Here is a 13,846-nt window from a genome sequence, read left to right as displayed (position 1 = left end):
TGCCGACCATGGGTGGCCAGACTGCCCTGAACTGTGCCCTGGACCTGGAGCGCGAAGGCGTGCTGGCCAAGTTCGGCGTGGAAATGATCGGCGCCAACGCCGACACCATCGACAAGGCCGAAGACCGCTCGCGCTTCGACAAGGCCATGAAGTCCATCGGCCTGGCCTGCCCACGCTCGGGCATCGCCCACAGCATGGAAGAAGCCAACGCAGTCCTCGAGAAGCTCGGTTTCCCGTGCATCATTCGTCCTTCGTTCACCATGGGCGGCACTGGCGGCGGCATCGCCTACAACCGTGAAGAATTCGAAGAAATCTGCGCCCGCGGTCTGGACCTGTCGCCGACCAAGGAACTGCTGATCGACGAATCGCTGATCGGCTGGAAAGAGTACGAGATGGAAGTGGTCCGCGACAAAAAGGACAACTGCATCATCGTCTGCTCGATCGAGAACTTCGACCCGATGGGCGTGCACACCGGTGACTCGATCACCGTCGCACCGGCGCAGACCCTGACCGACAAGGAATATCAGATCCTGCGCAACGCCTCCCTGGCGGTCCTGCGCGAGATCGGCGTGGAAACCGGCGGTTCGAACGTGCAGTTCGGTATCTGCCCGAACACCGGNNACCCGCGCGTGTCGCGTTCCTCGGCGCTGGCCTCCAAGGCCACCGGCTTCCCGATCGCCAAGGTTGCGGCCAAGCTCGCCGTCGGCTACACCCTCGACGAACTGCAGAACGACATCACCGGCGGCAAGACCCCGGCGTCCTTCGAGCCGTCGATCGACTACGTCGTCACCAAGCTGCCGCGCTTCGCTTTCGAGAAATTCCCCAAGGCCGACGCCCGCCTGACTACCCAGATGAAATCCGTGGGTGAAGTCATGGCCATCGGCCGGACCTTCCAGGAATCCCTGCAGAAAGCCTTGCGCGGCCTGGAAGTGGGCGTCTGCGGCCTGGACCCGAAAGTCGACCTGAGCAGCCCTGAAGCCAGCGGCATCCTCAAGCGCGAACTGACTGTGCCGGGCGCCGAGCGCATCTGGTACGTCGCCGACGCCATGCGCGCCGGCATGAGCGTAGATGCCATCTTCGACCTGACCATGATCGACCGCTGGTTCCTGGTGCAGATGGAAGACCTGATCAAGGAAGAAGAGAAGGTCAAGACCCTGGGTCTGGCCGATATCGACAAGGCCTTGATGTTCCGCCTCAAGCGCAAGGGCTTCTCCGACCAGCGCCTGGCCAAGCTGCTGGGTATCACCGACAAGAACCTGCGTCGCCACCGCCACAAGCTGGAAATCTTCCCGGTCTACAAGCGCGTCGACACCTGCGCCGCCGAGTTCGCCACCGACACCGCCTACCTGTACTCCACGTACGAGGAAGAGTGCGAAGCCAACCCGTCGGACCGTGACAAGATCATGATCCTGGGCGGTGGTCCGAACCGTATCGGCCAGGGCATCGAGTTCGACTACTGCTGCGTTCACGCGGCCCTGGCCCTGCGCGAAGATGGTTTCGAAACCATCATGGTGAACTGTAACCCGGAAACGGTCTCTACCGACTACGACACCTCCGACCGTCTGTACTTCGAGCCGCTGACTCTCGAAGACGTGCTGGAAGTGGTGCGCGTCGAGAAGCCCAAGGGTGTCATCGTCCAGTACGGTGGCCAGACCCCGCTGAAACTGGCCCGCGCGCTGGAAGAAGCCGGCGTGCCGATCATCGGCACCAGCCCGGATGCCATCGACCGCGCCGAAGACCGCGAGCGCTTCCAGCAGATGGTCCAGCGCCTGAACCTGCTGCAGCCGCCGAACGCCACCGTGCGCAGCGAAGAAGAAGCCATTCGTGCTGCCGGCACCATCGGTTATCCGCTGGTCGTGCGTCCTTCCTACGTGCTGGGCGGCCGTGCCATGGAAATCGTCTACGAACTGGACGAGCTCAAGCGCTACCTGCGTGAAGCCGTGCAGGTGTCCAACGACAGCCCGGTGCTGCTCGACCACTTCCTCAACTGCGCCATCGAGATGGACGTGGACGCGGTGTGCGACGGGACCGACGTAGTCATCGGTGCGATCATGCAGCACATCGAGCAGGCCGGCGTTCACTCCGGTGACTCGGCGTGCTCGCTGCCACCGTACTCGCTGCCGGCTCACGTGCAGGACGAAGTGCGCGAGCAGGTCAAGAAGATGGCCCTGGAGCTGGGTGTCATCGGTCTGATGAACGTGCAGCTGGCCTTGCAGGGCGACAAGATCTATGTGATCGAAGTCAACCCGCGTGCCTCGCGTACCGTGCCGTTCGTGTCCAAGTGCATCGGCACCTCGCTGGCGATGATCGCGGCGCGCGTCATGGCCGGCAAGACGCTGAAGGAAATCGGCTTCACTCAGGAAATCATTCCCAACTTCTACAGCGTCAAGGAAGCGGTGTTCCCGTTCGCCAAGTTCCCAGGCGTCGACCCGATCCTCGGTCCGGAAATGAAATCCACCGGTGAAGTGATGGGCGTCGGCGACACCTTCGGAGAAGCCTTCGCCAAGGCCCAGATGGGCGCCAGCGAAGTATTGCCAACCGGCGGCACCGCGTTCATCAGTGTTCGCGACGACGACAAGCCGCTGGTGGCAGGCGTCGCTCGCGACCTGATCGCGCTGGGCTTCGAAGTGGTCGCCACCGCAGGCACCGCGCGCGTCATCGAAGAGGCCGGGCTGAAAGTACGTCGCGTGAACAAGGTGACCGAAGGCCGTCCGCATGTGGTCGACATGATCAAGAACGACGAAGTCACCTTGATCATCAACACCACCGAAGGTCGTCAATCGATCGCCGATTCTTACTCGATCCGTCGCAACGCCTTGCAGCACAAGATCTACTGCACCACGACCATTGCCGCTGGCGAAGCGATCTGTGAAGCGCTGAAGTTCGGTCCGGAAAAGACCGTGCGCCGTTTGCAGGATCTCCACGCAGGACTCAACGCATGATCAAGTATCCAATGACCGTCCAGGGCCATCGTGCCCTGGAGCAAGAACACGAGTTTCTCAGCAAGACCGAGCGTCCGCGCTTGAGCCAGGCCATCGGTGAGGCGCGCGAATTGGGCGACCTCAAGGAGAACGCCGAATACCATGCCGCCCGCGAGGAGCAGGGCATGGTCGAGGCACGCATCCGCGACATCGAAGGCCGTTTGCAGAATGCTGTGGTGATCGATGTCACCACGATTCCGAAAACCGGCAAGGTGATCTTCGGCACGACCGTGGAAATCGCCAATGTCGAGACCGACGAGCGCGTGAAGTACAAGATCGTGGGAGAAGACGAGGCCGACATCAAGGGCGGCAAGCTGTCCCATGGCTCGCCCATCGCACGTGCCCTGATCGCCAAGGAAGAGGGCGATGTGGTCACCGTGAAGACGCCTGGTGGCGTGATCGAGTACGAGATTGTCGAAGTCGCGCACATTTGATCGGCCGCGGTCCCGGCAGGTGAGCGCCGTCATCTGGCAACTGACCCAGACGCTTTGGGTCGGTGGCCTGTGGATGCTGCATTTCGGTGTGCTGCCAGCGCTGGTCAAGGTTGGCCTCGCTCCGCTGCTGGTGGAAGATATCGGTAGCCAGACTGGCTCCATGCTGATGGGGTTCGCCGGTTTCTGCGCGGTGCTGCAACTGCTGTTGCTGGCACGATTGCAGGGTGCGGCGTGCCTTGTGCGCGACGCGCGCGGGCAGCTGTTGTGGGCGGTATTGGTGGCGTGCGCGGCGTATTTCGCCGTGGCCTGGATGCTGGCCGATGCAGTGCGCTGGCAGTTGTTGTGCTATCTGGTGGCGGGCGTTACCGGCTTGGTGCTCGTGGTGCAGCCGGTGCCCTCGAGGGCGCGCAGGGCGCGACCTTGAGGATCGGCATGAGCATCAGCGGAATCGATGCACGTTCGACAGCTGCTTGTTCACTTGCGGGTTCTTGCGGTAAACCAGTGCCATCTTGCCGATGACCTGGACCAGATCGGCACGGCCGACCTTGCACAGTTCGGCAACGGCATGCAGGCGTTGTTCGCGGTCGAGGATGTTGAGTTTGATCTTGATCAGCTCGTGATCGCTCAAGGCGCGTTCGAATTCTGCTAAAACACCTTCAGTCAAACCGTTGTCGGCAACCATCAAAACCGGCTTGAGATGGTGACCAATCGATTTGTACTGTTTCTTCTGCTCCTGAGTGAGCGGCATAATCTGACCCTTCATCTGATCTTGTAAAAAGCGGCGGCCAGTTTACCCGAGCGCCCTCGGCTCCGCCCAGTTAATCACGACCCGTTATTCGAGGTGCCCCGTGGCCCGTTCCAAGACAAGCCTCAATTGGCTGAAAGAACACTTCAACGATCCCTACGTCAAAATGGCGCAGAAAGACGGGTATCGTTCGCGTGCAAGCTACAAGCTGCTGGAAATACAGGAACGCGACCGCCTGATCCGTCCCGGCATGAGCGTCATCGACCTGGGCGCAGCGCCCGGAGGCTGGTCCCAGGTGACCAGTCGTCTGATTGGTGGCCAGGGTCGCCTTATTGCGTCCGACATCCTGGAAATGGACAGCATCCCCGATGTCACCTTCATTCAGGGCGATTTCACCGAAGACGCGGTGTTGGCGCAGATCCTGGCAGCCGTCGGCAATTCGGAAGTCGACCTTGTGATTTCCGATATGGCCCCCAATATGAGTGGACTGGCCGCAGTCGACATGCCCCGTGCGATGTTTCTCTGCGAGCTGGCGCTCGACCTGGCCAGCCGGGTCCTGCGTCCGGGCGGTGATTTCCTGATCAAGGTCTTCCAGGGCGAAGGCTTCGACGTGTATCACAAGACCGTTCGGCAGATGTTCGAGAAGGTACAGATGCGCAAACCTTCCTCGTCCCGTGACCGCTCCCGCGAGCAGTACCTGCTGGCCCGCGGTTTCAAGGGTGTGGAAAAGCCGGACCAAGAGGTCTGAGGCTGTCGATAGCTTTTATTAAATGGCGCGGCATGCTGAGCATAAACGAAGATTACGCAGTCAAAGTTTCACAAAAGGTTACAGACGCCGCCTGCGTAGCCGCAGGCAATGTAGTAAGTTTGGCCGGTGAACATCATGCGAAGCACGCCTGCGCGGGTTGCGGGTAGCAGGCTTCAGAGGGTAGCGAATTGAACGATATGGCAAAGAATCTGATCCTGTGGTTGATCATCGCCGCCGTCCTGGTGACGGTCATGAACAACTTCTCCAGCCCCAACGAGCCGCAGACCCTCAACTATTCCGACTTCATCCAGCAGGTGAAGGACGGCAAGGTCGAACGCGTTGCGGTCGATGGCTATGTCATCACTGGCAAGCGCACCGACGGCGATGCCTTCAAGACCATCCGCCCGGCCATTCAGGACAACGGCCTGATCGGCGATCTGGTGGACAACAAGGTCGTGGTCGAAGGCAAGCAGCCTGAACAGCAAAGCATCTGGACCCAGCTCCTGGTGGCCAGCTTCCCGATCCTGGTGATCATCGCGGTGTTCATGTTCTTCATGCGCCAGATGCAGGGCGGGGCAGGCGGCAAGGGCGGCCCGATGAGTTTCGGCAAGAGCAAGGCGCGCTTGCTGTCCGAAGATCAGGTCAAGACCACCCTGGCTGACGTCGCCGGTTGCGACGAAGCCAAGGAAGAAGTGGGCGAGCTGGTCGAGTTCCTGCGCGATCCGGGCAAGTTCCAGCGCCTGGGTGGCCGTATTCCCCGCGGCGTGCTGATGGTCGGCCCGCCCGGTACCGGTAAGACGTTGCTGGCCAAGGCCATCGCCGGTGAAGCCAAGGTTCCGTTCTTCACCATTTCCGGTTCGGACTTCGTCGAGATGTTCGTCGGCGTCGGTGCCAGTCGTGTGCGCGACATGTTCGAGCAAGCCAAGAAGCATGCGCCTTGCATCATCTTCATCGACGAAATCGATGCCGTGGGTCGTCATCGTGGCGCTGGCATGGGTGGCGGTCACGACGAACGCGAGCAGACGCTCAACCAGTTGCTGGTCGAGATGGACGGTTTCGAAATGAATGACGGCATCATCGTCATTGCTGCGACCAACCGTCCTGACGTACTCGACCCTGCGCTGCTGCGTCCAGGCCGCTTCGACCGTCAGGTCGTGGTAGGGCTGCCGGACATCCGTGGGCGCGAGCAGATCCTCAAGGTCCACATGAAGAAAGCGCCTTTGGGCGACGACGTGAACCCTGCTGTCATCGCTCGCGGCACGCCAGGCTTCTCCGGTGCCGATCTGGCCAACCTGGTCAACGAGGCTTCGCTTTTCGCTGCCCGTAATGGCAAGCGCCTTGTCGAGATGAAAGAGTTCGAACTCGCCAAGGACAAGATCATGATGGGCGCCGAGCGCAAGACCATGGTCATGTCCGAGAAGGAAAAGCAGAACACTGCCTATCACGAAGCGGGCCACGCCATCGTTGGTCGCGTCGTGCCGGAGCACGATCCGGTCTACAAGGTCTCGATCATTCCCCGTGGTCGTGCCCTGGGTGTAACCATGTTCCTGCCTGAAGAGGATCGCTACAGCCTCTCCAAGCGTGCGCTGATCAGCCAGATCTGCTCGCTGTACGGCGGTCGTATCGCCGAAGAGATGACCCTGGGCTTCGATGGCGTCACCACCGGTGCCTCCAACGACATCATGCGTGCCAGCCAGATCGCCCGGAACATGGTCACCAAGTGGGGCCTGTCGGAGAAACTCGGCCCATTGCTCTACGCCGAAGACGAAGACCAGGGCTACCTGGGCCGTGGCGGCGGTGGTGGCGCAGCAGCCGTATCGGGTGAGACCGCCAAGGTGATCGACTCCGAAGTGCGCAGCATCATTGACCAGTGCTACGGCACGGCCAAGCAGATCCTCACTGACAACCGAGACAAGCTGGACGCGATGGCAGATGCACTGATGAAGTACGAAACGATCGATGCCGATCAGATCGACGACATCATGGCCGGCCGTACGCCACGTGAGCCTCGCGACTGGTCTGGTGGTGGTTCGGGTCCTTCGGGCACCACCATCGCACCGGATCCGCGTCCTGAGACACCCATCGGTGGTCCAGCGGCCGAAGTCTGAAACAGACGTCTCGCGCTTGATACCTAAGGTTTGACATGACCCCTTCGCAATACCCCACTCGGTTGCCTTGCGGCAACCGAGTTCTCGATCTGACCCAGACGCACGTCATGGGTATCCTCAACATCACTCCTGACTCTTTCTCCGATGGCGGCCGGTTCAACCAGCGCGATCTTGCCCTGCGTCATGCGCAGGCCATGGTCGAGGCGGGTGCGACTCTCATCGACATCGGTGGCGAGTCGACGCGTCCGGGTGCTCGCCCGGTCTCCGTGGTCGAAGAACTGGAGCGTGTCGCGCCATTGGTCGAAGCGATCAACCGTGAACTCGATGTGATCATCTCGGTGGACACGTCCACTCCGGCCGTCATGCGCGAAAGTGCACGGCTCGGCGCCGGTCTGATCAACGATGTGCGTGCGCTGCGTCGTGACGGCGCGCTGGACGCTGCGGCGGCCACCGGCCTGCCGGTTTGCCTGATGCACATGCAGGGCGAGCCTGGCACCATGCAGGATCATCCCCATTACGACGACCTGTTGGGCGAGGTGTCGAGCTTTTTGCTCGAACGAATGCAAGCCTGCGCTTCGGCAGGCATCCCGGCTGAGCGTATACTCCTCGACCCAGGCTTCGGCTTCGCCAAATCGCATGCGCACAACCTGAGCCTGTTCAAGCATATGCAGGCACTGCATGCGCTCGGGCGGCCCTTGCTGGTGGGCGTTTCGCGCAAGAGCATGGTTGGCCTGGCCCTGAACAAGCCCGTGACCGAGCGCCTCAACGGCAGCTTGGCCCTGGCTGCCCTGGCGATGACCAAGGGGGCAAAGATCCTCCGCGTCCACGATGTGGCCGAAACGATCGATGTCGTTCGGATGATCGCCGCCGTTGAAGCGGCCGAATAAGAATTACGGAGTACTTATGAGCAGGAAATATTTTGGCACCGACGGCATTCGTGGCCGTGTCGGCGAGTACCCGATCACCCCTGACTTCATGCTCAAGCTGGGCTGGGCGGCGGGCATGGCTTTCCGCAAGATGGGCGCCTGCCGCGTACTGGTCGGCAAGGACACGCGCATCTCCGGCTACATGTTCGAGTCCGCGCTGGAGGCCGGCTTGTCAGCGGCTGGCGCCGACGTGCTGCTGCTGGGCCCGATGCCAACGCCTGCCATTGCCTACCTGACGCGCACGTTCCACGCCGAGGCCGGTATCGTCATCAGCGCCTCGCACAATCCGCACGATGATAATGGCATCAAGTTCTTCTCCGGTCAGGGCACCAAACTGCCTGACGAAGTCGAATCGATGATCGAAGAGCTCATGGATGCACCCATGACCGTGGCCGAGTCCAGCAAGCTGGGCAAGGTTTCACGCATCAACGACGCGGCTGGCCGCTACATCGAATTCTGCAAGAGCAGTGTGCCTACCACCACCGATTTCGCCGGTCTCAAACTGGTGATCGATTGTGCGCATGGTGCCACCTACAAAGTTGCCCCGAATGTCTTTCGCGAGCTGGGTGCGCAGGTTACGGTGCTGTCCGCAGCGCCCGACGGCCTGAACATCAACGACAACTGTGGCTCCACCCACATGGAAGCGCTGCAGGCTGCCGTGCTGATCGGGCACGCGGACCTGGGCATCGCGTTCGACGGTGACGGCGACCGCGTCCTGATGGTCGACCATACCGGCGCTATCGTCGATGGCGACGACCTGCTGTTCATCATCGCGCGCGACCTTCAGGAGCGCGGCAAACTGCACGGCGGTGTGGTGGGGACCCTGATGAGTAACCTGGGGCTGGAGTTGGCCTTCAAGGATCTCTCCATCCCGTTCGTGCGCGCCAGCGTCGGTGACCGCTACGTCATGGCCGAGCTCAAGGAGCGCGACTGGCAGCTGGGCGGCGAGAATTCCGGGCACATCGTCTGCTGCCATCACACCACCACGGGTGACGCGATCATTGCTGCGTTGCAGGTGCTGCTGGCCCTCAAGCGTCGTGATGAAACCCTTGCCCATGCCCGCCAAGGGCTGCGCAAGTGCCCTCAGGTATTGGTCAACGTGCGCTTCGCCGGTGGCGACGTCAATCCGGTCGAGCATCCTTCGGTCAAGGAGGCGTGCGAGCGCGTCACCCAGGCCATGGGTGGCCGTGGGCGGGTGCTGTTGCGCAAGTCCGGGACCGAGCCGTTGGTGCGGGTAATGGTCGAAGGCGACGACGAAAAGGTCGTGCGTGGCTATGCCGATGAGCTTGCCAGACTGGTGAGTGAAGTTTGCGCCTGAATACGGCTTGCCAGTGAACGTTGCGTTGGGTAACATCTGCGCCCACTTTGATCGACGAGGTACAGCATGCGTCGCCCCATGGTAGCTGGTAACTGGAAAATGCATGGTACCCGCGCCAGCGTCGCTGAGCTGATCAAGGGTCTGTCTGATCAGTCCTTGCCCGACTCTGTCGAGGTTGCGGTGTTCCCACCTCTGCTGTTCATCGACCGTGTGGTCGAGGGTCTGCAGGGGAGCAAGGTCGCCGTCGGTGCTCAAAACTGCGCGGTTCAGGCCGAGCAGGGTGCGCTGACCGGTGAAACGGCTTCGAGCCAGTTGGTCGATGCCGGGTGTTCACTGGTACTGATCGGCCATTCCGAGCGTCGCCAGGTCATCGGCGAAGGTGAACAGCAGCTGATCGAGAAATTCCGCGCCGCGCAAGCGGCCGGCCTGACGCCAGTGCTGTGCATAGGGGAAACCCTGGAAGAGCGCGAAGCCGGTCAGACATTGGATATTGTAGGTCGTCAGCTGGGCAGTGTGGTTACAGCCCTGGGTATCGAAGCGTTCACCCGTGCGGTGATCGCCTACGAACCGGTCTGGGCCATTGGCACCGGGCTGACGGCCACGCCGCAACAGGCTCAGGATGTGCACGCTGCCATCCGCGCCCAGTTGACGGCAGAAGATGCCAAGGTCGCACAAGCTGTGCGGCTGTTGTACGGCGGTAGCGTCAAAGCGGCCAATGCGGCCGAACTGTTCGGCATGCCGGATATCGATGGGGGCCTGATTGGTGGTGCTTCCCTGAATGCAGATGATTTCGGTGCGATCTGTCGCGCCGCGGGAAACTGAGAAAATGCTGGAAACAGTCGTAGTCGTTCTTCATCTGTTGGGTGCCCTGAGCGTCGTCGCTCTGGTTTTGCTGCAACAGGGTAAAGGTGCGGACGCTGGCGCGTCGTTCGGAGCAGGTGCATCAAATACTGTCTTCGGAAGCCAAGGTTCCTCTACCTTTCTTAGTAAGTTTACTGCTATACTAGCCGCCTGTTTCTTCATAACCAGCTTGGGGTTAGGTTACTTTGCTAAAGAGAAAGCTCAACAGCTGACTCAAGTAGGTTTGCCAGATCCAGCGGTTATCGAAGCACCACGGCAGAAGCCGGCTACAGATGATGTTCCGGTGCTTCAAGAGCAAAAGACCGATGCAGCTCCTGCTGCTGACGTTCCTCAGGCTCAAGAGCAAAAATGATTCTCGAAAGAGTATCAGGGTTACAAAAGCGGTAAGGGTTTCAAACGTTGTATTGCCGAGGTGGTGGAATTGGTAGACACGCAACCTTGAGGTGGTTGTGCCCATAGGGTGTAGGGGTTCGAGTCCCCTTCTCGGTACCAATTAGTAATCAGGAGAGCCCGCTGTTGCGGGCTTTCTTGTCGGTGGAAGCTTGGATTGACCCAAAACGGGTTCGGTCGTATACTTTCGCCCCAGCTTTGTCGCGGGATGGAGCAGTCTGGTAGCTCGTCGGGCTCATAACCCGAAGGTCGTTGGTTCAAATCCAGCTCCCGCAACCAGTTTTAGCAAGGCCCCTTTTCAAAGGGGCTTTTTGTTAGCTGGACAGTTCTTAGCGCCGGTATTCAACGGCGTATCCGGGATGGGCGCTTCGCCCATTTTTTATTTGCACAGCATGCACGAGGGGGTTCAGGTGTCGAGCAAGCTAGAACAGTTGCAGGCCTTGTTGGCCCCGGTGGTCGTGGCCCTAGGCTATGAATGCTGGGGTATTGAGTTTTCGGCTCAAGGCCGCCATTCACTTTTGCGTGTCTATATCGATAAAGAGGGCGGCGTGCTGGTGGACGATTGCGCCATCGTCAGCCGCCAGCTCAGTGGTGTGCTGGATGTCGAAGATCCCATCACGGTCGAATACACCCTTGAAGTTTCTTCTCCAGGCATGGAACGCCCGCTGTTCACCATCGAACAGTTTGCAGCGTACGCCGGAGCACAAGTAAAGATAAAGCTGCGCGCGCCTTTCGAAGGACGACGCAACTTTCAGGGCCTTCTCCACGGTGTGGAGGACCAGGATGTCGTGATTCGAGTAGACGAACACGAATTCCTGCTGCCGATCGATTCGATCGACAAGGCCAATATCATTCCCAGTTTTGACTGAGACGTGCCAGATACTGCGGGTCCCGCGGATCCAATGGCTTGCGAAAGGCGAGGCGTACGATGAGCAAAGAAGTACTGCTGGTTGTTGAGTCGGTATCCAATGAAAAGGGTGTACCGGCAGGCGTAATATTCGAAGCGCTGGAGATTGCTCTGGCGACCGCGACCAAGAAACGCTTCGAAGACGAAGTGGATCTTCGCGTGGAAATCAATCGCCACACCGGCTCCTATGAAACCTTCCGTCGCTGGACGGTCGTCGAGGAAGCCGATCTGGACGATCCGGCCATCGAAACCTGGCCGAGCAAGGTTGTATTGACCCATCCCGAAGCCAAGGTGGGTGATGTCATCGAAGAGAAGATCGACTCCATCGAGTTCGGTCGTATCGCTGCACAGACCGCCAAGCAGGTCATCGTGCAGAAGGTTCGCGAAGCCGAGCGCGCCCAGGTGGTCGACGCTTACCGCGAGCGTCTGGGCGAGATCATCTCGGGTACGGTCAAGAAAGTGACCCGTGACAATGTCATCGTCGACCTGGGCAACAACGCCGAGGCCCTGTTGGCTCGGGAAGATATCATTTCGCGGGAAACCTTCCGTGTCGGTGTGCGCTTGCGTGCACTGCTCAAGGAAATCCGTACCGAAAACCGTGGTCCTCAACTGATTCTTTCGCGCACCGCGCCGGAAATGCTCATCGAGCTGTTCCGCATCGAAGTGCCGGAAATCGCTGAAGGCCTCATTGAAGTCATGGCCGCATCCCGTGATCCGGGTTCGCGCGCCAAGATCGCCGTTCGCTCCAAGGACAAGCGCATCGACCCGCAGGGTGCCTGTATCGGCATGCGCGGATCGCGTGTGCAGGCTGTGTCCGGCGAGTTGGGCGGCGAGCGCGTCGACATCGTCCTCTGGGACGATAACCCGGCACAGTTCGTCATCAATGCCATGTCCCCGGCGGAAGTCGCGGCCATCATCGTCGACGAAGACGCCCATGCCATGGACATCGCCGTGGGCGCCGACAACCTGGCTCAGGCCATCGGTCGTGGCGGTCAGAACGTGCGTCTGGCCAGCCAGTTGACCGGCTGGACACTGAACGTGATGACCGAATCGGACATCCAGGCCAAGCAGCAAGCGGAAACCGGTGACATCCTGCGCAACTTCATCGATGAGCTGGAAGTCGATGAAGAACTGGCCCAGGTACTGGTTGACGAAGGTTTCACAAGCCTGGAAGAGATTGCCTACGTACCGTTGGAAGAGATGCTCAACATCGACGGCTTTGACGAGGATATCGTCAACGAGCTTCGCGCTCGGGCCAAGGATCGCTTGTTGACCAAAGCCATCGCTACAGAGGAAAAGCTGGCAGACGCCCATCCGGCCGAAGACCTGCTCTCGCTTGAGGGTATGGACAAGGATTTGGCGATGGAACTGGCGGTGCGCGGCGTAGTTACCCGCGAAGACCTGGCCGAGCAGTCGATTGACGACCTGCTCGACATCGACGGCATTGACCAAGATCGTGCCGGCAAGTTGATCATGGCCGCCCGAGCCCATTGGTTCGAGTAATTGGCGCGGCCTGAGGAGAGAAGTGCATGACGCAAGTCACGGTGAAAGAATTGGCCCAAGAGGTCGCCGCACCGGTAGAGCGCCTGCTTCAGCAGATGCGTGAGGCAGGTCTGCCGCACACCGACGCCGGACAAGTTGTGACCGACAATGAGAAGCAGGCTCTGCTGGCTCATTTGAAAAGCAGCCACAAGGCGAAAGCGGAAGAACCGCGCAAGATTACCTTGCAGCGCAAGACCCAAAGCACCCTGCGTGTGGCCGGTAGCAAGAGCATCAGCGTAGAAGTACGCAAGAAGAAAGTATTCGTTCAGCGCAGCCCGGAAGAAATCCAGGCCGAGCAGAAGCGTGAGCTCGAAGAGCGTCGCGCAGCGGAAAATGCTGCCCGTCAGAAGGCTGAGCAGGAAGCCCGTTCGCGTGCCGAAGAAGAAGCACGCAAGCAGCCTGGCAGCACCGTTCAGACGGACGCCCCTGCCGCACCGGCACCAGCTCCATCGGCACCGAGCGTCGATGTGGCTGCCGTTGCTCCGGCACCGGCGCCCGAGCGCAAGAAGGAAGAGCCTCGTCGTCCCGACAAGCCGCGCAACGACGATCGTCGCAGCGGCAGTGGCAACAGTGATGGCGAGCGCAAGAACCAGCCTCACCGTGCCACCGTCAAGGAGAAGGCTCCGACTCCGCGCGCCGCGCCTCGTACCACCGACGAAGAAAGCGATGGCTTCCGTCGTGGCGGTCGTGGCAAGGGCAAGCTGAAGAAGCGCAACGCCCACGGCTTCCAGAGTCCTACCGGTCCTCTGGTGCGTGACGTGAAAATCGGCGAGACCATCTCTGTCGGCGATCTCGCTGCGCAGATGTCGGTCAAGGCTGCCGAGATCATCAAGTTCATGTTCAAGCTGGGCACTCCGGCCACCATCAACCAGGTGCTGGATCAGGA

13 protein-coding genes and 2 tRNA genes are annotated in these 13,846 nt (G+C 60.4%); 14 read left to right on the top strand and 1 reads right to left on the bottom strand.

Annotation, left to right across the window (positions count from 1 at the left end):
- The 3 genes from carB to B2V21_RS11735 form a co-directional block, all read left to right on the top strand.
- The coding region (gene carB / locus B2V21_RS11745; protein WP_286916936.1) for a carbamoyl-phosphate synthase large subunit at positions 1 to 2,942 on the top strand (2,942 nt) is incomplete at its 5' end.
- Complete coding sequence (greA, locus tag B2V21_RS11740; RefSeq protein ID WP_043190787.1) at positions 2,939 to 3,415, top strand: transcription elongation factor GreA; 477 nt, start codon at positions 2,939 to 2,941, stop codon at positions 3,413 to 3,415. The genes carB and greA, both read left to right, overlap by 4 nt.
- A gap of 73 nt (positions 3,416 to 3,488) precedes the next feature.
- Entirely contained in the window at positions 3,489 to 3,839 is a 351-nt protein-coding gene (locus B2V21_RS11735) for an MFS transporter (protein ID WP_090361969.1), read from the top strand.
- 15 nt (positions 3,840 to 3,854) lie between these two features.
- Here B2V21_RS11735 and B2V21_RS11730 read toward each other — a convergent pair whose 3' ends face one another.
- A complete protein-coding gene (locus B2V21_RS11730) occupies positions 3,855 to 4,163 on the bottom strand; it encodes a YhbY family RNA-binding protein (RefSeq protein ID WP_286916937.1) in 309 nt (102 codons plus the stop codon).
- 100 nt (positions 4,164 to 4,263) lie between these two features.
- Between B2V21_RS11730 and rlmE the strand changes: the two genes are divergently transcribed.
- The 11 genes from rlmE to B2V21_RS11675 all read left to right on the top strand — a co-directional run.
- Positions 4,264 to 4,908 carry a 23S rRNA (uridine(2552)-2'-O)-methyltransferase RlmE gene (gene rlmE, locus B2V21_RS11725; RefSeq protein WP_049858665.1) on the top strand — a complete coding sequence of 215 codons (645 nt, stop codon included), beginning with the start codon at positions 4,264 to 4,266 and terminating at the stop codon, positions 4,906 to 4,908.
- Between the two features lie 197 nt (positions 4,909 to 5,105).
- The gene (ftsH, locus tag B2V21_RS11720) at positions 5,106 to 7,016 is read left to right on the top strand and encodes an ATP-dependent zinc metalloprotease FtsH (protein WP_049858666.1); all 1,911 of its coding nucleotides are present in this window, start codon (positions 5,106 to 5,108) and stop codon (positions 7,014 to 7,016) included.
- A 35-nt stretch (positions 7,017 to 7,051) separates the two neighbouring features.
- Entirely contained in the window at positions 7,052 to 7,903 is an 852-nt protein-coding gene (folP, locus tag B2V21_RS11715; RefSeq protein ID WP_122743198.1) for a dihydropteroate synthase, read from the top strand.
- A 16-nt stretch (positions 7,904 to 7,919) separates the two neighbouring features.
- Positions 7,920 to 9,260, top strand: coding sequence for a phosphoglucosamine mutase (glmM, locus tag B2V21_RS11710; RefSeq protein WP_049858668.1), 1,341 nt, complete (start codon positions 7,920 to 7,922; stop codon positions 9,258 to 9,260).
- A gap of 66 nt (positions 9,261 to 9,326) precedes the next feature.
- Positions 9,327 to 10,082 (top strand): triose-phosphate isomerase, encoded by a 756-nt coding sequence (tpiA, locus tag B2V21_RS11705; protein ID WP_049858669.1) that lies wholly within the window; start codon positions 9,327 to 9,329, stop codon positions 10,080 to 10,082.
- Between the two features lie 4 nt (positions 10,083 to 10,086).
- Positions 10,087 to 10,473, top strand: coding sequence for a preprotein translocase subunit SecG (secG, locus tag B2V21_RS11700; RefSeq protein WP_082223522.1), 387 nt, complete (start codon positions 10,087 to 10,089; stop codon positions 10,471 to 10,473).
- 54 nt (positions 10,474 to 10,527) lie between these two features.
- Positions 10,528 to 10,613 (top strand) — tRNA-Leu (locus B2V21_RS11695).
- A gap of 100 nt (positions 10,614 to 10,713) precedes the next feature.
- Positions 10,714 to 10,790 (top strand) — tRNA-Met (locus tag B2V21_RS11690).
- A 131-nt stretch (positions 10,791 to 10,921) separates the two neighbouring features.
- Positions 10,922 to 11,380 carry a ribosome maturation factor RimP gene (rimP, locus tag B2V21_RS11685; RefSeq protein WP_049858705.1) on the top strand — a complete coding sequence of 153 codons (459 nt, stop codon included), beginning with the start codon at positions 10,922 to 10,924 and terminating at the stop codon, positions 11,378 to 11,380.
- A 59-nt stretch (positions 11,381 to 11,439) separates the two neighbouring features.
- Positions 11,440 to 12,921 (top strand): transcription termination factor NusA, encoded by a 1,482-nt coding sequence (gene nusA / locus B2V21_RS11680; RefSeq protein WP_043190771.1) that lies wholly within the window; start codon positions 11,440 to 11,442, stop codon positions 12,919 to 12,921.
- Between the two features lie 26 nt (positions 12,922 to 12,947).
- The coding region (locus tag B2V21_RS11675) for a translation initiation factor IF-2 N-terminal domain-containing protein (protein ID WP_286916935.1) at positions 12,948 to 13,846 on the top strand (899 nt) is incomplete at its 3' end.

This window comes from Pseudomonas sp. UBA6276, from assembly GCF_002438365.1.
GTDB lineage: Bacteria > Pseudomonadota > Gammaproteobacteria > Pseudomonadales > Pseudomonadaceae > Aquipseudomonas > Aquipseudomonas coleopterorum.
Note: the sequence above shows the minus strand (reverse complement) of the source record. Positions and strands in the feature narration are given on the sequence as shown.